Annotated in this window: 20 protein-coding genes, 1 tRNA gene and 1 pseudogene; 12 read left to right on the top strand and 10 right to left on the bottom strand. The window is 59.9% G+C overall.

Features of this window, described 5'->3' with window-relative positions; translation table 11 throughout:
• Window positions 1-196 precede the first annotated feature (196 nt).
• Window positions 197-910: a GntR family transcriptional regulator gene (locus tag IB244_RS14810; protein WP_041912273.1), complete on the top strand. Its 714-nt coding sequence runs from the start codon at window positions 197-199 to the stop codon at window positions 908-910.
• Between the two features lie 52 nt (window positions 911-962).
• On the opposite strand, the gene IB244_RS14805 is transcribed toward IB244_RS14810, so the two are convergent.
• Together IB244_RS14805 and IB244_RS14800 are read right to left on the bottom strand one after the other, a co-directional pair.
• Window positions 963-1,346: a hypothetical protein gene (locus tag IB244_RS14805; RefSeq protein WP_018116585.1), complete on the bottom strand. Its 384-nt coding sequence runs from the start codon at window positions 1,344-1,346 to the stop codon at window positions 963-965.
• A 250-nt stretch (window positions 1,347-1,596) separates the two neighbouring features.
• Complete coding sequence (locus IB244_RS14800; protein WP_246733641.1) at window positions 1,597-2,277, bottom strand: SIMPL domain-containing protein; 681 nt, start codon at window positions 2,275-2,277, stop codon at window positions 1,597-1,599.
• A gap of 215 nt (window positions 2,278-2,492) precedes the next feature.
• Here IB244_RS14800 and IB244_RS14795 point away from each other — a divergent pair.
• A tRNA-Ile gene (locus IB244_RS14795) sits at window positions 2,493-2,568 on the top strand.
• 43 nt (window positions 2,569-2,611) lie between these two features.
• On the opposite strand, the pseudogene IB244_RS14790 reads toward IB244_RS14795, so the two are convergent.
• Window positions 2,612-3,788 (bottom strand): annotated as a pseudogene (locus IB244_RS14790) (integrase core domain-containing protein).
• A gap of 325 nt (window positions 3,789-4,113) precedes the next feature.
• Here IB244_RS14790 and IB244_RS14785 point away from each other — a divergent pair.
• The 4 genes from IB244_RS14785 to IB244_RS14770 all read left to right on the top strand — a co-directional run bounded on the left by IB244_RS14785 (window position 4,114) and on the right by IB244_RS14770 (window position 7,939).
• Complete coding sequence (locus IB244_RS14785; RefSeq protein ID WP_018116593.1) at window positions 4,114-4,335, top strand: hypothetical protein; 222 nt, start codon at window positions 4,114-4,116, stop codon at window positions 4,333-4,335.
• Window positions 4,336-4,512: 177 nt separating this feature from the next.
• The gene (locus IB244_RS14780) at window positions 4,513-4,857 is read left to right on the top strand and encodes a hypothetical protein (protein ID WP_018857139.1); all 345 of its coding nucleotides are present in this window, start codon (window positions 4,513-4,515) and stop codon (window positions 4,855-4,857) included.
• Between the two features lie 1,160 nt (window positions 4,858-6,017).
• The gene (locus IB244_RS14775; RefSeq protein ID WP_192304689.1) at window positions 6,018-7,025 is read left to right on the top strand and encodes a DNA topoisomerase IB; all 1,008 of its coding nucleotides are present in this window, start codon (window positions 6,018-6,020) and stop codon (window positions 7,023-7,025) included.
• Between the two features lie 104 nt (window positions 7,026-7,129).
• The gene (locus IB244_RS14770; protein ID WP_018857141.1) at window positions 7,130-7,939 is read left to right on the top strand and encodes a Ku protein; all 810 of its coding nucleotides are present in this window, start codon (window positions 7,130-7,132) and stop codon (window positions 7,937-7,939) included.
• A 19-nt stretch (window positions 7,940-7,958) separates the two neighbouring features.
• On the opposite strand, the gene ligD is transcribed toward IB244_RS14770, so the two are convergent.
• The 6 genes from ligD to IB244_RS33115 form a co-directional block, all read right to left on the bottom strand.
• Window positions 7,959-10,475, bottom strand: coding sequence for a DNA ligase D (gene ligD, locus IB244_RS14765; RefSeq protein WP_192304687.1), 2,517 nt, complete (start codon window positions 10,473-10,475; stop codon window positions 7,959-7,961).
• 2 nt (window positions 10,476-10,477) lie between these two features.
• Window positions 10,478-11,311, bottom strand: coding sequence for a Ku protein (locus tag IB244_RS14760; RefSeq protein ID WP_018857143.1), 834 nt, complete (start codon window positions 11,309-11,311; stop codon window positions 10,478-10,480).
• Window positions 11,312-11,322: 11 nt separating this feature from the next.
• A complete protein-coding gene (locus IB244_RS14755; RefSeq protein ID WP_026371785.1) occupies window positions 11,323-11,592 on the bottom strand; it encodes a hypothetical protein in 270 nt (89 codons plus the stop codon).
• 148 nt (window positions 11,593-11,740) lie between these two features.
• Complete coding sequence (locus tag IB244_RS14750) at window positions 11,741-12,097, bottom strand: hypothetical protein (RefSeq protein ID WP_026371786.1); 357 nt, start codon at window positions 12,095-12,097, stop codon at window positions 11,741-11,743.
• A gap of 339 nt (window positions 12,098-12,436) precedes the next feature.
• On the bottom strand, window positions 12,437-13,462 hold the full coding sequence (locus IB244_RS14745) for a substrate-binding domain-containing protein (protein ID WP_018857145.1): 1,026 nt from the start codon (window positions 13,460-13,462) through the stop codon (window positions 12,437-12,439).
• Window positions 13,463-13,629: 167 nt separating this feature from the next.
• Window positions 13,630-13,860 carry a hypothetical protein gene (locus IB244_RS33115; protein WP_409564067.1) on the bottom strand — a complete coding sequence of 77 codons (231 nt, stop codon included), beginning with the start codon at window positions 13,858-13,860 and terminating at the stop codon, window positions 13,630-13,632.
• Here IB244_RS33115 and IB244_RS14740 point away from each other — a divergent pair.
• The 6 genes from IB244_RS14740 (at window position 13,778) to IB244_RS14715 (ending at window position 19,964) form a co-directional block, all read left to right on the top strand.
• A complete protein-coding gene (locus IB244_RS14740) occupies window positions 13,778-15,043 on the top strand; it encodes an ABC transporter substrate-binding protein (RefSeq protein ID WP_192304685.1) in 1,266 nt (421 codons plus the stop codon). The two genes, IB244_RS33115 and IB244_RS14740, sit on opposite strands and share 83 nt — an antisense overlap.
• Window positions 15,044-15,127: 84 nt before the next feature.
• Window positions 15,128-16,114 (top strand): carbohydrate ABC transporter permease, encoded by a 987-nt coding sequence (locus tag IB244_RS14735; protein WP_018857147.1) that lies wholly within the window; start codon window positions 15,128-15,130, stop codon window positions 16,112-16,114.
• On the top strand, window positions 16,114-16,944 hold the full coding sequence (locus IB244_RS14730) for a carbohydrate ABC transporter permease (protein ID WP_018116605.1): 831 nt from the start codon (window positions 16,114-16,116) through the stop codon (window positions 16,942-16,944). Before IB244_RS14735 ends, IB244_RS14730 begins: the two co-directional genes overlap by 1 nt.
• A 12-nt stretch (window positions 16,945-16,956) precedes the next feature.
• Window positions 16,957-17,985 (top strand): ABC transporter ATP-binding protein, encoded by a 1,029-nt coding sequence (locus tag IB244_RS14725; RefSeq protein WP_113471559.1) that lies wholly within the window; start codon window positions 16,957-16,959, stop codon window positions 17,983-17,985.
• Between the two features lie 75 nt (window positions 17,986-18,060).
• Window positions 18,061-18,846, top strand: a complete 786-nt coding sequence (locus tag IB244_RS14720) for a ThuA domain-containing protein (RefSeq protein ID WP_018857149.1) — start codon at window positions 18,061-18,063, stop codon at window positions 18,844-18,846.
• A gap of 11 nt (window positions 18,847-18,857) precedes the next feature.
• The gene (locus tag IB244_RS14715) at window positions 18,858-19,964 is read left to right on the top strand and encodes a Gfo/Idh/MocA family protein (protein ID WP_018857150.1); all 1,107 of its coding nucleotides are present in this window, start codon (window positions 18,858-18,860) and stop codon (window positions 19,962-19,964) included.
• A gap of 250 nt (window positions 19,965-20,214) precedes the next feature.
• Here the strand turns inward: IB244_RS14715 and IB244_RS14710 are convergent, their stop codons facing one another.
• On the bottom strand, window positions 20,215-21,375 hold the full coding sequence (locus tag IB244_RS14710; RefSeq protein WP_192304684.1) for an aminotransferase: 1,161 nt from the start codon (window positions 21,373-21,375) through the stop codon (window positions 20,215-20,217).
• Window positions 21,376-21,417 lie beyond the last annotated feature (42 nt).

Below are 21,417 nucleotides of genomic sequence, written 5' to 3'. Positions count from 1 at the left end.
AAATCAAAGACTTCCGATCGATGCAACGTCATATATCAAAATTCAGGCAGCGGCGTCACATGCACACAAAATAGGCCATCGTCTGCAATTCGTGCAAAATATCGTATACAATTTAGCCTTCACTTTGCGCGCAAATTCCGTTTAACTTTTACGGGAAACGCAGATATCATTTCCCGGTCAAAAGGTATTTGTGTTCATGAAGCCCACCGCAACGGCCCTGCAGACTGCAGAGGATCCAGCCGATACAGGCACACAACAAATCCGCGACGCGATCCGCGATGCGATCGTCGAGCGGCGTCTGTCACCGGGAACGAAGCTGTCTGAAAGCGATGTCGGCAACTTGTTCAATGTCAGTCGCACGCTTGCGCGCGCCGCCTTGCAGGCTCTTTCCTATGAAGGTCTGGTCAGCGTCGAAAAGAATCGTGGCGCCTTCGTCGCCTACCCCTCGCCCGATGAGGCGCGCCAGATCTTTGCCGCCCGCCGTCTCGTGGAGCCCGGGATCTTGCGGGAGGCCGCGGCCAGAGTCACGCCTTCGCAAATCCAGCATCTGAAGCAATTGCTGCTCGAGGAAGGCCGCCTGATGGGCGAGCGCGGCCAGACGGCCCGGCGTGCCGAGATCAAGGCATCAGGCGACTTCCATCTGACGCTTGCTGCCATATCCGGCAACGCCATCATGCAGCGTTTCATGGATGAGCTTGTTGCCCGCTCATCGCTAGTGATCGCCCTCTACGGCCAATCGACCATATCGAGTTGCGGCCATTCCGAGCACGGCGACATCCTCGTCGCGATCGAGCGGAGCGATCTCGACGAGGCATGCAGGCTGATGCTGCACCACATTGCGCATATCGAGGCCGATCTCGACCTGCGCGAACGCAAGAGCGTCGGCCTCAAGGAAGCCTTCGAACCATAGCAAGTTTTATACGGGAAGCGGGATTGCGGCCCTACGACCGCAATCCAACCGTTCAGTTGCCGGAGCGGCGCTCGGCTGGCTGTTCTGCAACGGCGACAATGTCAGCCGTGCCATTGGCAAGCAGACGCTTGCGGACGAGGACGCCCATGACGCGGGCAGCCGTCGAAAAACTCATCTGGTCGAGCGGTCCTTCGCCCTCCCAGGGTTTGGTAAGCCGTTCTGTGACGGCTCCGACGATGTTCATCGGAACGATGTCGTCGCAGTGGCGCATCGCCTCGAAGACCTGGCTGATGGGAACAACACGTCCCTCGAAAGTGACAATCGGCTCGGTGAGCTCCGTATCCCACTCTTCGAAGGCGTAGAGTGCTTCGCGGAAGAGTTCCTGAAGGGTGAACGGGGCATGTCCATCGTGAAGCGGCGGCAAGGCATTCGTCATGTCTGTCTCCTCTTTGGGGGCTAGTGCCATTCCTCCTCTTCGGCCGGCAGAGCTCGGGAAACAGAACTCAAGATTCCCCTGCGAGGCCGAAAACACGATCGATGTTATAGTGTAATATACGCGTGATAAAGCCCTTTATCGGCGCATCGGCTCCACCGCGCCCGACAAGAAACAAACAGGCCATTGATATTGCAGAGAATATCAATGGCCACCCGGCGTCAAAATTAGAGATTTCTGAACTGTTGGAGGATCACTGCGTGATCGAGAACGTCATGTTGACGGTGATGTTGTAGCTGGTTTCACCGCCCTGGACCGGGACGGCTGAGTCTGCCGCGGCCTTCATCATGGCGGCCCGAGCGACCGGCACCGGCTGTGGACGCGGCGACGTCTCGCTGATCTCGATCACGCGCCCGAGCTTCACGTCAGCTGCCCCGGCCAGCGTCTTCGCCTTCTCGATGGCATTGGCGACGGCATTCTTGCGAGCCTCCTCCATCACCTTTTCCGGCTTGTCGTTGGTGAATTGAATGTCGCCACCCTGATTGACACCGAGCGTGACGGCTTCGTCGAGGATGGCGCCCAGCTTGGACAGGTCGCGGACGCGCACGCTCAGGGAGTTGGAGACCTGGTAAGCGACCAACTGCGGCTGCTGTGGCTGACCATCGTTGGATTGCGGGTAGGTGAATTGCGGCTGCACTGAAAAGCCCGACGTCTGGAGATCGCGCTCGGCGATGCCTGCCTTTTTCAGCGCCGCCAGGACATCAGTCATCGACTTGTTGTTTTCGTCGAGCGCTTCGCGTGCGGTCTTTGCCTGCTTCACGACGGAAAGGTTGAGCACCGCCATGTCGGGCGCGACGCTCGCCTGTCCCTCGCCACTGACGGAGATCACGGCCTCGCGCGGCTGCGAATCAGCAGCCAGTGTCGGCAACGCCATGGTGGCGATCGGAAGGCCAAGCAAAAGGCTGAAGGCAATGGTTCTGGTGTTCGGCAGCACGGTGTTTAACTCCCTGATTGTGAAGTCTCGATTGCCGTCTTGCCGATTGATTGTGAAGCTATTGCGGCAGTCCCTTGTGAGCGCTCAAGAATTGCGTTAGAGCGAAACCCGTTCCGGGGAACCATTGCGCCGGACACGGCAGCCATGCTGTCGCCGGGCCTGTAGCTCAATGGTTAGAGCCGGCGGCTCATAACCGCTTGGTTGGGGGTTCGAGTCCCTCCGGGCCCACCAGTTCTTTCTTGTCCAGCCCGGAGACATAGGTAACAAAACGTACCTACCACATGGGTGACAACCTCGTGCCGAACGGGTTGCCGATGGTTTGCAAGGTCCTCTGCTCGAGGTCGATATATCCGAGATCATAGTGCATGAAGCTGACGAGCCAAATGCCGTCGTCGACCTCCTTGATTCCCAGTTTCTGTCCGGCCAGCACGGTCGAGATGTTGATCGTCTTGCGGTAGATGCAGATGCGGCCGCAATGGGTCACCAGCGCGTCACGGTCGTGGAACGGATAATTGATCTCCGGCAGCCCGTTATATCGGCGCGCCGATGGCGTGTAGAGATCGAGCGGCACCTTCATCGCCAGGGCTTCATGCGGCCGCTCGGTATTGAATTCGCTGACGAACGCATCGAAGCGGGCCTGTTGCTGCAGGATATTTCTGCCAGGTGGCCTGGTCGCCTCTTTCTTCAGCGTCAGGTGCATGCGCTCATGCCGGCCATTCTCTTGCGGATGGCCCGGCCTGATGCGCTCGAGCGCGATGCCGAGCCGCAGCCACCAGACTGACAGCTTCGACAGATTGTAGAGGCCGTTGGGGTTGGCGAACGGCAGGCCGTTGTCACTGCGGATCGCGCTTGGCAGGCCATGTTCGGCAAACAATCGGCGGAACGCCTCGAACACCCCCACCTCCTTTGTCGATTCGAAGGCTTCACAGGCAAGCAGGTAGCGTGGCGTCTGGTCGGTGACCGTCAGCGGGTAACAGTAGCGGCCATCGCCGAGTTTGAACTCGCCCTTGAAGTCGGCGCACCACAGGTCGTTCGGCGAAAGGGCCTGTGATAAGGCCGTTCCTTCTGCCCGATAACGGTGCCGCTGGCGGGCATGAGCGACCAGCCCGTGCCGGTCAAGCACCGCTCTTCGACGGCACGCGCACATCGTCGGCCAGACGCTTCACCAGCAGTTCTCTGCTCTTCCTGGCACCCCGATGCGGCTTCTCCTTCTTGAGCCGCACGATCATTGCCTCGACCGGCTCGGGCAACTGGTTGGCGTAACGCACCGGCCGTCGAGACCGATCCGTCAGCGCCTCCAGGCCGTCGTCCTCGTAGCGATTGAAGATTTTGTAGCCGGTCTTGCGCGAGATGCCGAACTCCCGGCACACATCGCTCATGCCTTCGCCCTCCAGCAGGCGGGCGACAAATCGTAGACGTTCCTCCATCACCGAAGTCTCTCTCCACGGCATCAACACCTCCCGCCAAAAGCGAAAAGTGTTACCCATGTCTCCGGTACAAAACGTCACCTATCTCTCAGGTCGGGCATCTTCCGATCCCATCCGCCGACATATCTCCCTTCCACAATCGCACACCGTTGGCTTCGATTTCAACGACGTTTCCGAGCCTCGGAGAGCCGAAATTTGATCCTTTTCGGCGCTAGTCCGACGCACCGACTATTGCCATTTTGCAACGCAGCGGCGTTTAGGAGTGCAATATGAGTGGATTCTTATATTAGAGAGGTTGCCACGCCGATGCAGCTGCACATAGGCTCCAGTCTCGAAGGGAGACGGGCCGATGCAATGGATTTCGTGGCACCGACCGATGCTGACATCGAAAATTACCGACCTGATCGATCGCATCCTGGAGTGCTGGTGCGACGAACATGGACATCACACCGGAAGTGTTGAAGCACGCCGAAAGGCAAACAGCCTGCTCCAATGGATCGAACTCGGCGTCACGGATGAACGGGAACTTTCGGACCTGATCCGCGACGACATCGTGATCGGCGCGCAGTAGACTGAACGGCTACCGCAAGGCCAGCATCCGTCGTGCACCAGACCGATGTCTCGTTCTTGCGCGGCTTGGCTATGCACTACCCTACCTATCTCTGTGATGATATGCACAATCGCCGCGCGGCTCACTTCATGGACGCGGCCCTTATGCCCAGCTTTGTGACGTCAAACGGACGATGAGATGAGCAAGCTTCTTTTGGCCCTTGCGCCTACTTTGTTGTTGGCGCTGTCAGTTTCTCCTACTGCTCTCGCTGAGACACGCCCGCTCTCAGAGATAACCAAGAAAACCGAAGCCCGAATTCTACGCGACAATCTGAAACCCAATGTCGCGTGCTACAAGGAAATCTTGGAGGACTTTCAAGAGCGGAAGATCAAGAAGGCGGACATATACGTCACCTTCGACGATCCCCAGGTTGAGGGCATTGGGATCGGGATAGCGGAGACTGACGAAAACTACTCTTGCGAAGGTGGCGAGATGAGAGCTTGGGAAGCCGGGAAGTACGAGGTCGTAAAGAAATTCCGTTAGGCACGTTGTCGGCCGGTCTATCGCCGATACGCTAGCTCCCTTGTTTGTCGGGCTCTTAATCGGGTTGGGCTACAAGCAAACCAGCCAAAACCCTTTAGCTGACGCAATAAATGGCGAGCGCCAAGGTTGGCACGTTAGTTAAGTTCATGAGGGTTTTGATGCTCGATCCGCCGTGTTCTTGGCTTCGGCTAAAGAAGGGCGCGCAAGAGTCATCGCGGTTTTCCGCTCACCGTCTGGTGTCTGGGTTTACCGTAGGGCGGCCTTCTTCGAAGCTTGTCAGTATCAACTGGGGAAGACAATGCCGTCAAAAAGCTTCCTTGACGTCCTGATCGTCCCTGCGCCCTTCACTCTGCCGTCTGGGCCTAGATCGAGGAACACCTCCATGTCGCCGGTTGGGTGCTCAATCACGTAGCGGCCGTCGCTGGGCGCTTCGACAAGGCCGTGTGCGGGAGAACCGACGAGGCGAGTGGGTACCTAAGCACAATCTCGTGCTGCGTGGCGTCATCGGGGTCTTCCCTCCTGCCCACCAGTCTCAAATGCCATCAGGCCGGGTCAAGCAGGAAGCTCTTGCCTCACACGGGAGAGCCGAGAGGTCAGCCTACCCGTTGGTGATCCTCTCGAGCCCTCGGGGAGCCCGAAGGCGCCCTTGCGTGTCCTTTTTGGCGGAAGGACGAGAACAACTTAGACAGAGCATGCCCGCTTGGAAAGTTGGACCAAGGTTCGATCGGAAGGAGGGAGGCTGCAGGAGGGTTGGTCCGCGACATCCTAAAGCCTCCCTCATCCTTCGGGGCAGAAGGACAAGGGTCAGTTAGCGCTGGCCCAATGCTTGGGTAGTTGGACTTAGGTCTGACGAATTCGCCGCCATCTTGCGAATCGAATCGGCAGTGCCGCGCGTCGGTCACACCCGTCGCACCGAAGCCCTTGAAAGTAGAGGGAGATTATAGCCAGATACCAAGTCCTATTGGTAATCCGGGCCAAGCGCGCCACCTTCACTCAATGCCGCGTTCGCCGCCGTTCCGCCGTCTTACCTAGCCGGCAGCGGAACCTAGCGACGACAACGACGTTTCGTGCTCACTGTGGATCAGAGAACGACTCATAAATCGCAACCCCGCAACGAACCGGCGACGTCGCAACTTAATGGGGCGTCGACTGCCGACGGCTTGGTTTTCACAGCGAGCCTGGAGACCGGCATCAGCAGGCAGGCGGGCAAAAAGGGATTTGTCTATTACGACGCCGGTGGCATCCGTATCACGGAGCCATCGGAGCTCGATCGCATCTCCGCGCTTGCCATTCCCCCGGCCTATACCGAGGTCCTGATTTCTGCCGACCCCCATTCCCACCTGCAGGCCACTGGCCGCGACGCTCGCGGCCGCAAGCAATACCGCTACCATCCCAAATGGACTGCCGAGCGGGAAAAGAGCAAATTCGAGCGGCTTGCCGACTTCGGCTCGGCGCTTCCCGCGATCCGGAAGAAGGTGGATTCAGACCTCCGACGCCGGGCACCCAACATCGACAAGGCGCTCGCAACAATCGTCTGGCTGCTCGATAATCTCTTCATCCGCGTCGGCAATGCGAGCTACGCCGCGGAGAACGCTTCCTATGGCCTGACGACGCTGCGCAACAAGCATGTGAAAATATCAGGGTCGAGCATTCACTTCCGCTTCAAGGGCAAGTCAGGAAAGGAATGGCGCCTCAGTCATAGCGACCGTCGCATCACGCGCGCCGTGCAGATGCTCCAGGAGCTGCCCGGGCAACAGCTTTTCCAGTACATCGATGACGATGGTGTCTGCCACCCCATCCAATCACAGGACGTCAACAGCTACATACGGCAAGCATCCGGAGCCGATTTCACGTCCCGCCAATTCCGCACTTGGGGAGCAACGCAAATGGCTGCGACCGGGCTGGCTTCGCTTGAACCACACGAAAGCCAGCGAGGGCGCGCCCGGCAGGTGAATGAAGTCATCGACGCAATTGCCGCGCGCCTGGTCAACACGCGCGCAGTATGCCGGTCGTCCTATATCCATCCAAAGATATTCGAAAGCTTTGAGACCGGCGACCTTGCCAGTCTCGCCAACGCCCGACCGAGCCGAAGCGTGCGACTGCTGCGCTGGATGAATCAGGAGGAGATCGCCGTGCTCCGCTGGCTCAAGGCGCTCAATGGGCACTGACTCTATCTGTCCGCGCGCAATGGAACCAAACGGCTGCTCACACCGTTATGGAGGATTGCCGCGAATGCGGCCACGGGAGATGGCGCCAGGGCGCCAGGGCGCGAATGGCACGTCAGACGTATTGGAAGGGTTATCTCAAACTGTCACTCGTCACGGCCGCAGTGTCCCTGACACCGGCGACGACGGATAGCAACCAGCTTCGATTTCACGTCCTGAACCGAAAGACGAAGAACCGCGTCGAAAGCCGCTACGTCGACAGCGTCACCCGCAAGCCGATCGCCGACAAGGATCAGGCCCGAGGTTATCCGCGTGGCGAGGACGACTATGTGATTCTCGAGGACAAGGAACTCGATGAAGTCGGGCTCGAAAGCACGAAGACGATCGACATCGACACTTTCGTGCCGCGCGGCTCGATCGATTGGATCTGGTACGACAAACCACATTTTCTGACGCCGGAGGACAAGGTCGGCACCGAAGCCTTCTGCGTGATCCGCGAATCGATGAAGGCAAACGATGTCGTCGGCGTTGCGCGACTTGTTCTCTACCGACGTGAGCGCGCCGTCCTCCTGGAGCCACAGGGCAAGGGCATCATCCTCTGGACACTGCATTTCGGCGACGAAGTTCGCCCGCCGGCCGCGACACTTGATAGCCACGGCAAAGTGGATGACACGGTGCTCTCCATGATGAAGAAGCTGGTCAAGGATCGAACGGAGGATTGGCAGCCCGCCATGGTGCAGGATCCGATCCAGAAGCGCTTGCGAGCCATGATCCGTGCGAAGCAGAAGAGCCTTGTCAAAGCCACACCGCCTTCATCCAAGCGGCCGGCATCCAAGCCGACGGGCAATGTCGTCAACATCATGGACGCCCTGAAAAAGAGCCTCGCCAAGGAAACGGGACGCCCGAAATCTCATTGAGAGACCGCAGCCGCCTCCGCTACTTTCGCTTCTCAAGGGGAACGGCGGCGGCAAAGAAATCCGCCCATGGATCGCTGCGCAAGGCATCGAGACGTGCCGGAGCGTTGTCGACCGTGAAATAGGCCGGACCGATTTCATCGGTCAGTTCGTTCCACTCAAGCGGCATCGAAACAGCAGCGCCGGGCCGCGCACGCGTCGAATAGGCGGCGACGGCCGTGTTGCCGCGACCGTTGCGCAGATAATCGATGAAGATCTTGCCGTTCCGCTTCGCCTTCGTGGCGGTCGCGAGATACTTGTCGGGGTGATCCCTGGACATGCCGTCGGCCAGCGCCTTGGCGAAAGCCTTGACCGGCGCCCAGCCGGCCTTCGGTTTGAGCGGGCTTACGACGTGCAGCCCCTTGCCGCCGGAGGTTTTGACAAAGGCCGCCAGGCCCGCGGCTTCCAAATGCTCCTTCAATTCGTAGGCAGCGGCGATCACCTCGGCCCAGCTAACGTCTTCGGCCGGGTCAAGGTCCATCGTGATCATGTCCGGTCGCTCCCAACTCGCCGTCGTCGCCCCCCAGGGATGGATCTCCAGCACGGCCGATTGGACGAGCGCGACCATCCCGTCGAAGTCGGTGATGCGCAGCAACTTCTCGCCGCCCCTGTCCTTCGGATCGGTGATCTGCTCGATATTGGCGTTCATGCCTTTCCAGGCATGCTTCTGGAAAAACCGCTGATGGCCGGCAATGCCGTCGGGGCAACGCAATAATGCCAATGGGCGCTTGGTCACATAGGGCTCAATGAAGCGCCATACCCGTGCGTAATAGCTGACCAGTCCCTGTTTGGTGATCCCCTCCTCCGGCCAATAGATCCGATCGGGATGGGTGAGCGTGACGCTGGATTGAGGCAGTTCCTGCGCAGTCGTCGTTGTTGCTTCGGGCATAACTTCTTCTGGCGCCTTGTCTTCTCTCAACCCGCGAAACGCGGCGTGCCGCAAATTGTTGTCCGCCGACCATGCCTGAAACTCAACCTCGGCAACAAGCTTCGGTTTCACATAGACCAGCCCGCGACGCTCCTCGGGGGTGAGCTCGTCGTCGAAAGAACTCTCCGTCTGCTCCATCGCCGACAGCGTGTCATAGAGTTCGTGCGCGACATTGACGCTGAAGCCCGTTCCGACCCGGCCAACATGCTCCAGCTTTCCCTTGCGGTAAACGCCCATTGCCAGCGAGCCAATCGCGTTGTTCATCGCACTCGAAGGCACATAGCCGCCGATCACCAGCTCCTGCCGTTGCAGGCATTTCGATTTGACCCAGTCGCTGGTACGTCCCGACACGTACTCGCTGTCAGCCAGTTTCGAGACAATGCCTTCGAGCCCGAGCTGGCGCGCGTGTTCCAGCACAACGGCACCCTTCTCGGTAAAATGCTCGCTATAGCGAAGTCGCGCGTCGACGTCGGCGAGCAGGTCCGCGAGCAAGGCCTTGCGATTGGTCAGTGACACTTGCTGCAGGTCGTATCCATCGAGGTAAAGCAGATCGAAGGCATAGAACACGAACCGATCGTGCCGGGCTTTGCTAAGGTCATTCTGCAAGGCCGAAAAGTCCGAGGCGCCGGTTTCACGCTCGACGACGATTTCACCGTCGAGGATCGCCGCCTTCGCCGGCAGTGCCGTGAAGGCCGCGACGATTTCCGGGCCAAATTTGTCGGTCCAGTCGAGCCCGCTGCGGGTCAGCAGAGTGGCTTTGCCCTTCTCAAGCCGAACCTGCAACCGGTACCCATCGAACTTGATCTCGTGAATCCACCCTTCTCCCGACGGAGGCTTGGCCTTGAGCTTGGCAAGTTCAGGCTCGATGAAGGCAGGCAACGCCGCCTTCTCGGCCCCCTTCGGCCACACCTGACGTTTCGGTCTTGCTTGATTCGCTGCGGGCTTTGAAGAGGCGGACTTTAACGCTCCCTTGGGATGGGAGTTCCAGGTGGCGTCAGGGTGCTTCGCCACATCCTCGATCTTGCGGCCCGTTTTCACCGATTCAGGTCGCTGCTTGAGAATGTCGCCCTTGTGGCTGGCCTCGGCATCCTCAGCCTTGATCAGCAACCAGTTTTCCTGGCGTTCACCCGGCTTGCCATGCATGCGGACCAGATGCCAGCGGCCGCTCAGTTTCTCGCCGTCAAGGTCGAATTCGAGATGGCCCTTCTTATAGCCCCTGTGCGGATCGCCATTTGGCGTCCATGTGCCGCGATCCCAAACCAGCACCGTGCCGCCTCCGTACTGGCCTTTCGGGATGATGCCTTCGAAGTCGCCATAATCAAGCGGGTGGTCCTCGACATGGACGGCAAGGCGCTTTTCATCGGGGTTGAGGCTTGGACCGCGCGTAACGGCCCAGCTTTTCAGCACGCCGTCGAGCTCGAGCCGGAAGTCATAGTGGAGCCTCGACGCGTCGTGCTTCTGAATGACAAAACGGAGCGCGGCCTGCGCTGGAGGCTTGCCGACACGCCTGCTCCCGCGCGGCTCCGGTGTTACCTTGAAATTGCGTTTGGCTTGATAGGCCTGCAGAGCCATCGTCAGCTCGCCTTCGTCTGTCCGCTATCTGCCCGCGCTGCCTTTCCGGCTCGCGGCTTGGCGCTCAGCTTGGCGCTCTGGCGCAGAGCGTCCATGAGATCGATGACCTTGCCCTGCGGCTTCGGCTTGGCCTTCGGTAGCTCCCTGCCCTCGATCTTCGCCTTGACCAGCTCCGAGAGCGCCATCTCGTATCGATCCTCGTATTCCTGTGGAACGAAGGTGCCTTTCTTTGTGCCGATGATGTGCCCGGCCAGTTCGAGCATTTCCTTGTCGAATTTCATCTCCGGAATGTCCTTGAAGACCGTCTCCGGCTTGCGCACCTCGTAATCGAAGCTCAGCGTCGTTGCGATGATATAGTCGTCCTGCGGCCGGATCAGGACGGTACGGTTGCGGCGGAAGAGCACTGCTTCCGCGATCGCGGCGACCTTCTGATCGCGCATGGCGCGGGCGATCAGACCGAGCGCCTCCTCATCATCCTCGCTGACGGGCGCCAGGTAGTAGGGCTTGTCGAAATAGAGCTTGTTGATCTCGCTGTAGGGTACGAAATTCTGGACGTTGAGGACCTTGTCGCTTTCCGGCATGACGCCAGCCATCTCCTCGCCCTCGATGACGATGTATTCGCCATTGTCCAGCTGGTATCCCTTGACCTGGTCATCCCGCTCAACCGCCTTGCCCGTCTCGCTATCGACGAACTGCCGTTCCACCCGATGGCCGGTCTTCCGGTTGATGATATTGAACGAGATGCGGTCCGAGGTCGAAACCGCCGTATATAATCCTACGCTGCAGACAAGGTCTCCGACCTTGAGATGGCCTTTCCAGCTTGCCCGCGCTGCCATGACATTCCCCCTCAGTTGTCGTTTTGCAGTTTGCGTTTGCGTCGCTGGTCAATGGCTATGATCTTCTCGACGGAGGCGATGTCGTCGCTGGTGACGACTGGAACCGGATCGGACGCGATCGCCTCCAGGACTTCGTCCGAGAGTCCCCCATTCCGAATAACCCATTCCAGCGTCTCGCGAGTCTGACGCTCGGCCTTGAGCTGAGCATAAAGCGCGATGATCAGCCTATCCCGGGCATCCACCTGCTTGCTCTTGCGATCAATTTTCCGGATCTGAGGCACCTGATCACCCGCCTGCTTCGGCAACGAAGGGATTCAATGGATTGGAAGCGAAAAAGTTCCGGCGCACCGCCGCGAGCGCCAGATTTTTTCCTCGTTTGCAACCTGATCGGGCCAAAGCGGAACCGCCGACGCCCTTCAGGCGCTGTCCTCAGTGTTTTGCCGATCTGGTCGGAATGCTGGAACCAGTTGCCGAGACTGGGTCGCTGGCTGGAAATGTGCCTTCCAATCCCTCGTCCAGCTGTTCTTCCATTGCGGTCTGATCGCCGGCGGCACGAGCGCTCGGCCGTGCCTTCAATCGGCCGACGCTGGCCTCTTCCGTGTCGGCCGTAGCCATCTCCGCCATGACAGCCTGGGCTCGTTCAACCGCGTTCCTTGAGTTGAGGGTTTGCTTCTCGTCATTGCGCAATTGGACGGAAACGATCTCCCCTCCATCGCCCACGAATTCAATTGTGAAACCGAGTTTGCCACCCTTCTCGGGAATGACCTGCGTGCCGACGACCTGCATGACGCTCTCCTTCAACTCTTCTTCCGGAGGAAACGAGCGGCCGCAACCGAATGTTCCGAGGCACGTCGACGGCGCGATAGGCAAAAAAAAGCCACCGCTATTCACGGTGGCTGGGAGTTCGAAGGTCAAAACCTCCAGAGGGAACAGTTGCCCATCGACCGGGAGGATGGTCGACATGCGTGAGCAACTGCCGTCAATATGCGATTTTGGCGCCGTCCGCTCAATCAACGAGGCACCGAAATTCCGCTGAGGCGGAAATCATCTTTCCATCGTTTTGGAAAAACGCGCGATATTCTACCAGCAACCGTCCCGGGGGAAGCGGCATCCGTAGTTATGACGTCAGGACGTAGACTGCCTGGCCGGCCCCGTCGACTCGCGCAGGATCAGTTCGACGGGCCACAATTCGTGGATCTCCAGCGGAGACCGTCCTGACAGCAATTGCAGGACAAGATCGGCGCATCGCGTTCCTGCCGCGCGCATCGAAGACCGCGTTGCCGAAAGCGACGGCACCATGTTGTCCGCCGTCAGATACGGAAAGACGTCGTCGTGAGCGATGACCGAAACGTCCCGGCCGATCTGCAGCCCGAGCGAGCGGGCCGCCCGATAGACGCCGAGCGCCGTCATCATGGATCCGGCGACGAAGGCAGTTGGCGGGTTGGGTTGTTCGAGGAAAGATCGAGCGAAGCGGAAGCCAAGCTCGTCGGTGAAATTCCCGCTCGCCATCAGCTGCGGATCGGGCTCGATGCCATGGCTTTGAAGAGCCTTGCGGAAGCCGCTGTCCCGGTGAAGGGCATAGGTCGCGCCCGGCCGACCGTTTATCATCGCAATTCGCCGATGGCCGAGATCGATCAGGTGCGAGGTCGCGCGCATGATCGCAGCTTCGTTATCGATATCAAGCCAGGCGTGCGGCACGTCAATGGCCGACCGGCCATGCACGAGGAAGGGCATGCCGAGCTCGTGGAGCAGCGCGATGCGCTCGTCATTCGGTTTCGGCGAATGCACGATGATCGCGTCGACGCGCCGGCTCTCCACAAGTCGGCGGTAAAGCTGCATCTCGTCTTCCTGGTTCGGATCCGCCATCGGGATGACGAGAATGTCGGTTTCTTCCGCCACCAGCCGCTCCGCCATGCCGGCCATGAATTCGGCGAAGTGGAACTCGCCGGCACGCCCCATCACCACGCCGATCGCGCCCGCCCGACCCGTCTTCAGCCGCACCGCGTTGACGTTCGGGCTGTAGCCCAGTCTGACGGCGGCTTCCGCAACGCGTGCACGCGTGGTCTCGCTCACCTCAGGATAACCACTCAGCGCACGACTGACTGTCGTTGGAGACAATCCGACCTGTTTCGCGAACTCTTTAAGCTTCATTCAACATTGCGTCTTTCGTGCTGGTCCATCTGGCTGATCGCCGCCAAGTGCTGGTCTTGCTTATGGACTAAGCATAGCAGCTTACAAGCAACCAAACCGTTTTCAATTTTGGATATTCCCCGAAGAGGTATTTCGACCTTTACCCACAACCAAATTGAGCAGCATCTCTATGATTTTGCTTTGTTATCAATATGTGATCGCGGTTGTGCGACTTTGGCACGAGTGCCCGCTTGACTCAATATCGACCTTCTGACAACTTTTTCCAGCCAAACCGTTTTCAATTTTTCCAATGTTTGGTTCTTTTGGGAGGAAGATATGAAGTTTCGTTTCACAGCGGTCGCCGTCGCGGCCGCGTTGATTGGCGTCGCACAACCGTCCTTCGCCGCAAATATCAGCATTTCCGCCAGCTCCACAGGCAAGAACCTGGAGCTCCTCCGCAAGCAGCTCGACGCCTTCGAGAAGGAGACCGGCAACAAGGTCAGCATCGTGACCATGCCGTCCTCCTCGACCGAGCAGTTCTCGCAGTACCGCCTGTGGCTCGCCGCCGGCAACAAGGACGTCGACATCTATCAGACCGACGTCATCTGGGCGCCGCAGCTGGCGGATCAGTTCGTCGACCTGAAGGATGCCGCCAAGGATGTCGTCGGCGACTTCTTCCCGTCAATCATCGCTTCGCAGACCGTGAACGGTCGCCTCGTGGCGCTACCGCTCTACACCGACGCGCCGGCGCTCTACTACCGCAAGGACCTGCTCGCCAAATACGGCAAGCAGCCGCCGAAGACCTGGGACGAAATGGCGGCAACCGCCAAGGAAATCCAGGAAAAGGAACGCGCCGCCGGCCAGAAAGACCTCTGGGGTTATGTTTTCCAGGGCAATGCCTACGAAGGCCTGACCTGCAACGCGCTCGAATGGGTGAAGTCGTCGGGCGGTGGCCAGATCATCGAACCGGACGGCACGATCTCCATTAACAACGAGAATGCCGCGGCAGCGCTTGACCGCGCCAAGGGATGGATCGGGACGATCTCGCCCGGCGGCGTCCTCGCCTATCAGGAAGAAGAGTCCCGCGGCGTCTGGCAGACCGGCAATGCCGTCTTCATGCGCAACTGGCCATATGCCTATTCCCTCGGCAATGGCGCAGACAGTGCCGTCAAGGGCAAGTTCGATGTAACGACGCTTCCGGTTGCCAAGCAAGGCGACTCGCCGTCATCGACGCTCGGCGGCTGGAATCTCGCAGTCTCCAAATACTCTGAGAACCAGGACGCCGCGATCGCGCTCGCCAAGTTCCTGACCTCCAAGGAGAGCCAGAAACAGCGGGCGATCGAGCTCTCCAACCTGCCGACGCTGTCGGCGCTCTATGACGACAAGGACATCGCCACGGCACAGCCGTTCATGCCGAACTGGAAACCAATCTTCCAGAACGCCGTTCCGCGTCCGTCGGCATCCGCCAAGGTCAAGTACAACGAAGTCTCCTCGAAGTTCTGGACCGCCGTTCACAACTCGCTTTCGGGCAACGGCACGTCCGCAGAAAACCTCGAGCTTCTCGAGGCCGACCTGACATCGCTGAAGGGCGAGAACTGGTAATCGAAGGCATCGGCAGCGGCGGACGTTCCGCCGCTGCCCTTCCCTGAGACGCCACCGTCAATCGCCTCAAGAAGCGGGTACCACATGACTGAAGCCGCAGTTTCCCAAAGCGTCGGATCGCGAGCGCGCGCCGTCAATACCTCGTCGGACTTGCGCGCCGAGCGCATCCGTTCCGCCTGGATATTCCTGGCCCCCACCCTGTTCATTCTTGCCGTCGTCGCCGGATGGCCCCTTTTCAGGACGATCTATTTCAGCTTCACGAACGCATCGCTCACCAACCTCAGCGGCGCCGAGTTCGTCGGCTTCAAGAACTACCTCTCCTGGATCACGCTGAAGAGCGGGCGCACGGTCTATAGCGGCCTGCTCGCCGACCCGAATTGGTGGAAGGCGGTCTGGAACACGATGAAATTCGCGTTCCTGTCGGTGACCATCGAAACCATCCTCGGCCTCATCGTCGCCCTGGTACTGAACGCGAATTTCCCTGGCCGTGGCATCGTCCGGGCCGCCATCCTCATTCCCTGGGCAATCCCGACAATCGTTTCCGCCAAGATGTGGGCCTGGATGCTCAACGACCAGTTCGGCATCCTCAACGACATCCTGCTCGGCATGGGCCTGATCAGCCAGAAGATCGCCTGGACCGCCAATCCCGAGACGGCAATGATCGCGGTGCTGATCGTCGACATCTGGAAGACGACGCCTTTCATGGCGCTTCTCATCCTCGCCGGTCTGCAGATGGTACCTGCCGATATTTACGAGGCGGCAAAGATCGACGGCATCAATCCGATCAAGGTATTCTGGCGCCTGACCCTGCCGCTGGTCCGCCCGGCCATCATGGTCGCCGTGATCTTTCGCATGCTCGACGCTCTGCGCATCTTCGACCTGATCTATGTGCTGACGCCGAACAATGCTCAGACCAAGACCATGTCCGTCATGGCGCGCGAAAACCTCTTCGACTTCGACAAGTTCGCCTATGGGGCGACGGCGTCGACCGTGCTCTTCCTTATCATCGCGACGATCACCGTGCTCTACATGTGGCTCGGTCGCGTCAAACTCGGTGGGAGCGACCGCTGATGCTGCTGACCCTGACCAAGAACACGCTCTTCTATCTGCTCGTCACCGTCATCGTCATAATCGCGGTTTTCCCGTTCTACTATGCGATCCTGACGAGCTTCAAAGCCGGCACTGCCCTTTTCGAGGTCAACTACTGGCCGACCTCGATCTCGCTCACCAACTACACGTCGGTGCTGACCACCGGCAGCTTCATCCGCAGCCTCGGAAACTCGCTGCTCGTCGCCATCCTCGTTGTCGCAGCCTCGCTGCTGCTGGCCGTCACAGCATCCTATGCGCTTGCCCGCGTCAATTTCCGCGGCCGCGCGCTGCTGATGCTGACGATCCTGTCGGTCTCGATGTTCCCGCAGATCGCCGTGCTCGCTGGCCTGTTCGAGCTGATCCGTTGGATCGGCATCTTCAACACGCCCTTCGCGCTGATCTTCTCCTATATGATCTTCACCCTGCCCTTCACGGTCTGGGTTCTGACCACCTTCATGCGCGATCTGCCGATCGAAATCGAGGAAGCGGCGATCGTCGACGGCGCCTCACCGTGGGTCATCATCACCCAGGTTTTCATGCCGCTGATGTGGCCGGCTCTAGTCACGACCGGTCTGCTTGCCTTCATTACAGCCTGGAACGAATTCCTCTTCGCCCTAACATTCACCTCATCGGACGCTCAGCGAACGGTGCCGGTTGCCATTGCCCTGCTTTCGGGCGGCAGCCAGTTCGAAATCCCGTGGGGCAACATCATGGCAGCATCCGTCATTGTTACGGTCCCTGTCGTTGTCCTGGTCCTGATATTCCAGCGGCGCATCATTTCCGGCCTGACCGCCGGCGGCGTCAAAGGTTGAAGAAAGCACGATATGGCACAGATTCGACTCGACAATATCCGCAAGAGCTTCGGTGCGCTTGAAGTCATCAGGGGCGTCTCGCTCGATATCCGCAAGGGCGAGTTCATGGTCTTCGTCGGCCCGTCCGGCTGCGGTAAGTCCACACTGCTGCGGTTGATCTCCGGGCTGGAGGACATCACCTCGGGCACGCTTTCCTTCGATGGCGAGGCGGTCAACCGCTACGCGCCGTCGAAGCGCGGCATCGCCATGGTCTTCCAATCCTATGCGCTCTATCCGCACATGACCGTGTTCGAAAACATGGCCTTCGGAATGAAGCTCTCGGGACGCACGAAGGAAGAGTGCAAGGCTCGTGTCGAACAAGCAGCCGGCATGCTGCAGCTGTCGCCCTACCTGGAGCGTCTGCCACGCCAACTGTCGGGCGGCCAGCGCCAGCGTGTCGCGATCGGTCGCGCCATCGTCCGCGATCCCAAGGTGTTCCTGTTCGACGAGCCGCTGTCGAACCTCGACGCAGCCCTCCGCGTCGCGACGCGTTTGGAGATCGCCAAGCTTCACCGCAGCATGCACGGCACGACGATGATCTACGTCACCCACGACCAGGTCGAGGCGATGACGCTCGCCGACCGCATCTGCGTTCTGCGGGACGGCGTCGTCGAACAAGTCGGCACGCCACTCGAACTCTACGAGACGCCGAATTCTGTTTTCGTCGCCGGCTTCATCGGTTCGCCGAAGATGAACTTCCTGACCGGTGAGTTCTCGGCACCCTACAATGCCCACACCATCGGCGTTCGCGCCGAGCATATGGAGATCGTTCAGCAGGACGCCGCCTGGCGCGGCACCGTCATTCATTCCGAAATTCTCGGCTCCGACAGCTTCGTTTATCTCGACATCGGCACATCAGAGCCGCTTGTCGTGCGGGAAACGGGCGTCTCCGGCCACCAGCCCGGCCAGAAACTCGGGGTTTCCCCGATGGCTGACCGTGTTCATCGCTTCGACCAATCCGGACGCGCGCTCGAGAGGGTGTTCCTTAAAGGCGCGGCCTGACATCTACCCAAAACCACAGGATCCGCCTCGCCTCCCATCGAGGTCGATCCACCATCTGCATGAAGGAGCAAGACCTTGCCTATTCGCACCATTGTCTGGGGTGAAAACATCCACGAGACCACCAATGCCATCGTTCGGGGCATCTATCCCGAAGGCATGCACACCACCATCGCCAACGCGCTGAATACCGATCCGGCGATCCAGGCGACGACGGCCACGCTGCAGGAGCCCGAGCACGGCCTGACGGAAGCCCGCCTTGCCGAAACCGATGTCCTCACCTGGTGGGGCCACAAGGATCACGGCGCGGTCTCCGACGTTGTCGTCGAGCGCGTCGCCAAGCGCGTCTGGGAAGGCATGGGCCTTCTCGTCCTGCACTCCGGCCACTTCTCGAAGATCTTCAAGCGTCTGATGGGCACCCCCTGCGCGCTGAAGTGGCGCGAAGCCGGCGAGCGCGAGCGTCTGTGGACGATCAACCCGCGCCACCCGATCGCAGCCGGCATCGACGAAAACTTCGTTCTCGAGAACGAGGAAATGTACGGCGAGCAGTTCTCCGTGCCGGAGCCGCTGGAAACCGTCTTCATCTCCTGGTTCCAGGGCGGCGAAGTCTTCCGTTCGGGACTTACCTGGCGTCGTGGCGCCGGTAACATTTTCTACTTCCGCCCTGGCCACGAAACCTATCCGACCTATCATGATGCCAACGTTCAGAAGGTACTCATCAACGGCGTGAAATGGGCTTATAACCCACAGGGCGATCTGAAGAGCATCACCGATGCCCCGAATGTTCCGGTCGAAAAGGCTCTCGAGCCGATCGTCGAACGCGGCCCGCGACTGCATCAGGCCGGCGAAGCCGGTTACCGCTGAGGAGCACACATATGCGACTACTCGTTCTTGGCACCGGCTCGATGGCCAGAAACCAGGTTGCCAACTTCCTCGCCATCGACGGCGTGGAAGTTGTCGGCGCCGTCGATACCGACCCGGCGCGCCTCACCGAATTTGCCGATCACTTCCACATCGAGAAGCGCTTCCAGACGCTCGAGGAAGCGATCGCATGGGGTGAATTCGACGCGGCCACCAACGTCACGCCTGATCGCATCCACCACGCGACGAGCCTGGCGCTGATATCAGCCGGCAAGCACGTCTTCTGCGAAAAGCCGCTAGCCGAGCATTACGACCACGCCTTGGAGATGACGGAAGCGGCAGAGGCTGCCGGCGTCATCAACATGGTCAACCTCACCTATCGCAACGTCGCTCCGCTGCAGCGGGCCCGCGAAATGGTATTGGCGGGAGAACTCGGCACCATCAGGCACGTCGAGGCCTCCTACCTGCAAAGCTGGCTGGTCTCGCGCGCCTGGGGCGACTGGCGCACGGAATCGCGCTGGCTGTGGCGCCTGTCGACCGGTCACGGCTCGAACGGCGTGCTCGGCGACGTCGGCATCCACATCCTCGACTTCGCCGCCTATGGCGCGGCGACCGATATCGACCACGTCTTTGCCCGCCTTAAGACCTTTAACAAGGCACCGGGCGGCCAGATCGGCGAGTACCTGCTGGATGCCAACGACAGCTTCACCATGTCGGTCGATTTCACCAATGGTGCACTCGGCGTCATCCATGCGACCCGCTGGGCAACCGGCCATCTCAATGAGCTGAAACTTCGCGTCTATGGCGAAAAGGGCAGCCTTGAGGTCATCCATCGCCCTGACGGTTCCGAACTGCGCGGCTGCTTCGGCGAGGATATCGAGACCGCCACCTGGCGCGACATCGAGGTCCCGGCTGTTCTGACCAACTATCAGCGCTTTGCGGAAGCCGTCAGAACCGGAAAGCAGGACGACCCGACCTTCCGCCACGCCGCCAATCTGCAGAAGGTCCTCGACCTTGCGATCGTGTCGGAGAAGGAGCGGCGGGAGCTCAATCTGCTGGAGGCCTCCGAGCAGGATAGCCCGGCAGACAAGCGGATACCGCCGCTGACCGTCGTGGTCTGACAAAGGCACCTGCGAAAAAGCCAGGCACCTTGATGCGGACATTCATACGACTGTCTCCGTCATGCCGGCCTTGAGCCGGCATCCAGCCGCACGGCGTCCGCGGTGCGAAAAGATCTTTCGCGCGCAAGGACTTGCGCGCGCTGGACCCTGGCTCATGGGCCGGGGTGACGACGGATGGGACATCCGCTTCGATACGCCACAGGAGTTGAACAATGCAGGCCCGCTAGCGCGGGCCTTCATCATTTCAAAACTACCGAAGACGATCCGCGAGCAAACCGATCGAAGCCGCATCGGCATTGGCGAAAGCCAGGCGGAGATAGTGCTCCTGCCCCTCCCCGAAATAGCTCCCAGGTAGGCAAACAACACCGGCCTCCTTCGCCAGACGCTCTGCGACAGCGGCTGAGCTGAGCTCCGCGAACGGGTGGCGAATGAACGCGAAATAGGCGCCAAGCGCACCGATCTCCCAGCCAGGCAATCTGGACATGACGGCTCGCAACGCATCCGCGCGGCGCGCAATCTCCAGGCGATTTCCCGCCCGCCAGTCCGCAAGGATCGGCATTGCCTCGGCAACGGCAACCTGCGCAGCGCGCGGCGCGCAGATCTGCATGTTGTCCATGACCTTGGTAATCTCGGCAACGACGTTAACGCCGGCGGTGATCGCTCCGAGACGATGGCCGGGAATGCAGAAGGACTTCGAGAAGCTGTAGAGCAGGATCAGCGTGTCTTCCCAGCCGGGGATGCCAAGCAACGGATGCGGGGCGCCATAGCCTTCGGGAAGGAAGTCGCGATAGGTTTCGTCGACGATCAGCCACGCCCCATGCTTGCGGCAGAGGTTAAACAGTTCCAGCAGCAATTCATGCGGATAGACAGCGCCCGTCGGATTGTTCGGCGTGACCACCGCCAAGACCTTGGCGCCGGCCGCGAGCGCCTTTTCGGCCGGCTGCACCTCAGGCAGGAAGCCATTTTCCGTATTGCAGTCGACGAGAACGCGCTTGATGCCGAGCATCGACAGCGTCGTCTCCTGATTGAAATAGAACGGGTTGGTCAGCGCCACGGTATCGCCGGAACCGACGAGCGCGATGGCCACCGACATGAAGGCCTGGTTGCAGCCCGCAGTGATATGGATATTGGCGGCAGCAACGGACGCCCCATAGACGTCAGACATATGCCGGGCATAGGCGTCTCTCAGCACGCCCTCGCCCTCGATCGGCCCATAGCCCGTCGTCTTCGGCGAAGATGCCGCTTCGCCGAGCAGCCGCAACATTTCGGGATGGGCTGGATAACCGGGCACCGCCTGCGAGAGATCGACCAGTGGACCTTTGCCGCCCTTGTATTCGCGAGCCCAGGCGAGAACCGAGGGAATGGGTGGCGGAGACAGGCGGGAAACAAGCGGATTGGCCAAGGCAGACATGCAGATCTCTTCTCGAACGAGGTGAACCATCACTCCTGCACG

Source organism: Rhizobium sp. RHZ02 (assembly GCF_014851575.1).
GTDB lineage: Bacteria > Pseudomonadota > Alphaproteobacteria > Rhizobiales > Rhizobiaceae > Rhizobium > Rhizobium altiplani.
This window is presented reverse-complemented; position numbering and strand designations above follow the sequence as displayed.

Bases quoted from the DNA above. Each gene is read 5' to 3' on its own strand.
- IB244_RS14710 (WP_192304684.1), bottom strand. From the start codon at position 21,375: ATGTCTGCCTTGGCCAATCCGCTTGTTTCCCGCCTGTCTCCGCCACCC.
- IB244_RS14745 (WP_018857145.1), bottom strand. From the start codon at position 13,462: ATGAAGCTTAAAGAGTTCGCGAAACAGGTCGGATTGTCTCCAACGACA.
- IB244_RS33115 (WP_409564067.1), bottom strand. From the start codon at position 13,860: ATGCTGATATTTGCGGCGAAGGACGGTTGTGCGACGCCAATCAACGCG.
- IB244_RS14740 (WP_192304685.1), top strand. From the start codon at position 13,778: ATGAAGTTTCGTTTCACAGCGGTCGCCGTCGCGGCCGCGTTGATTGGC.
- ligD (WP_192304687.1), bottom strand. From the start codon at position 10,475: ATGGCTCTGCAGGCCTATCAAGCCAAACGCAATTTCAAGGTAACACCG.
- IB244_RS14805 (WP_018116585.1), bottom strand. From the start codon at position 1,346: ATGACGAATGCCTTGCCGCCGCTTCACGATGGACATGCCCCGTTCACC.
- IB244_RS14725 (WP_113471559.1), top strand. From the start codon at position 16,957: ATGGCACAGATTCGACTCGACAATATCCGCAAGAGCTTCGGTGCGCTT.
- IB244_RS14750 (WP_026371786.1), bottom strand. From the start codon at position 12,097: ATGCAGGTCGTCGGCACGCAGGTCATTCCCGAGAAGGGTGGCAAACTC.
- IB244_RS14715 (WP_018857150.1), top strand. From the start codon at position 18,858: ATGCGACTACTCGTTCTTGGCACCGGCTCGATGGCCAGAAACCAGGTT.
- IB244_RS14735 (WP_018857147.1), top strand. From the start codon at position 15,128: ATGACTGAAGCCGCAGTTTCCCAAAGCGTCGGATCGCGAGCGCGCGCC.
- IB244_RS14810 (WP_041912273.1), top strand. From the start codon at position 197: ATGAAGCCCACCGCAACGGCCCTGCAGACTGCAGAGGATCCAGCCGAT.
- IB244_RS14785 (WP_018116593.1), top strand. From the start codon at position 4,114: ATGCAATGGATTTCGTGGCACCGACCGATGCTGACATCGAAAATTACC.
- IB244_RS14780 (WP_018857139.1), top strand. From the start codon at position 4,513: ATGAGCAAGCTTCTTTTGGCCCTTGCGCCTACTTTGTTGTTGGCGCTG.
- IB244_RS14760 (WP_018857143.1), bottom strand. From the start codon at position 11,311: ATGGCAGCGCGGGCAAGCTGGAAAGGCCATCTCAAGGTCGGAGACCTT.
- IB244_RS14770 (WP_018857141.1), top strand. From the start codon at position 7,130: ATGGCACGTCAGACGTATTGGAAGGGTTATCTCAAACTGTCACTCGTC.
- IB244_RS14800 (WP_246733641.1), bottom strand. From the start codon at position 2,277: ATGGCGTTGCCGACACTGGCTGCTGATTCGCAGCCGCGCGAGGCCGTG.
- IB244_RS14730 (WP_018116605.1), top strand. From the start codon at position 16,114: ATGCTGCTGACCCTGACCAAGAACACGCTCTTCTATCTGCTCGTCACC.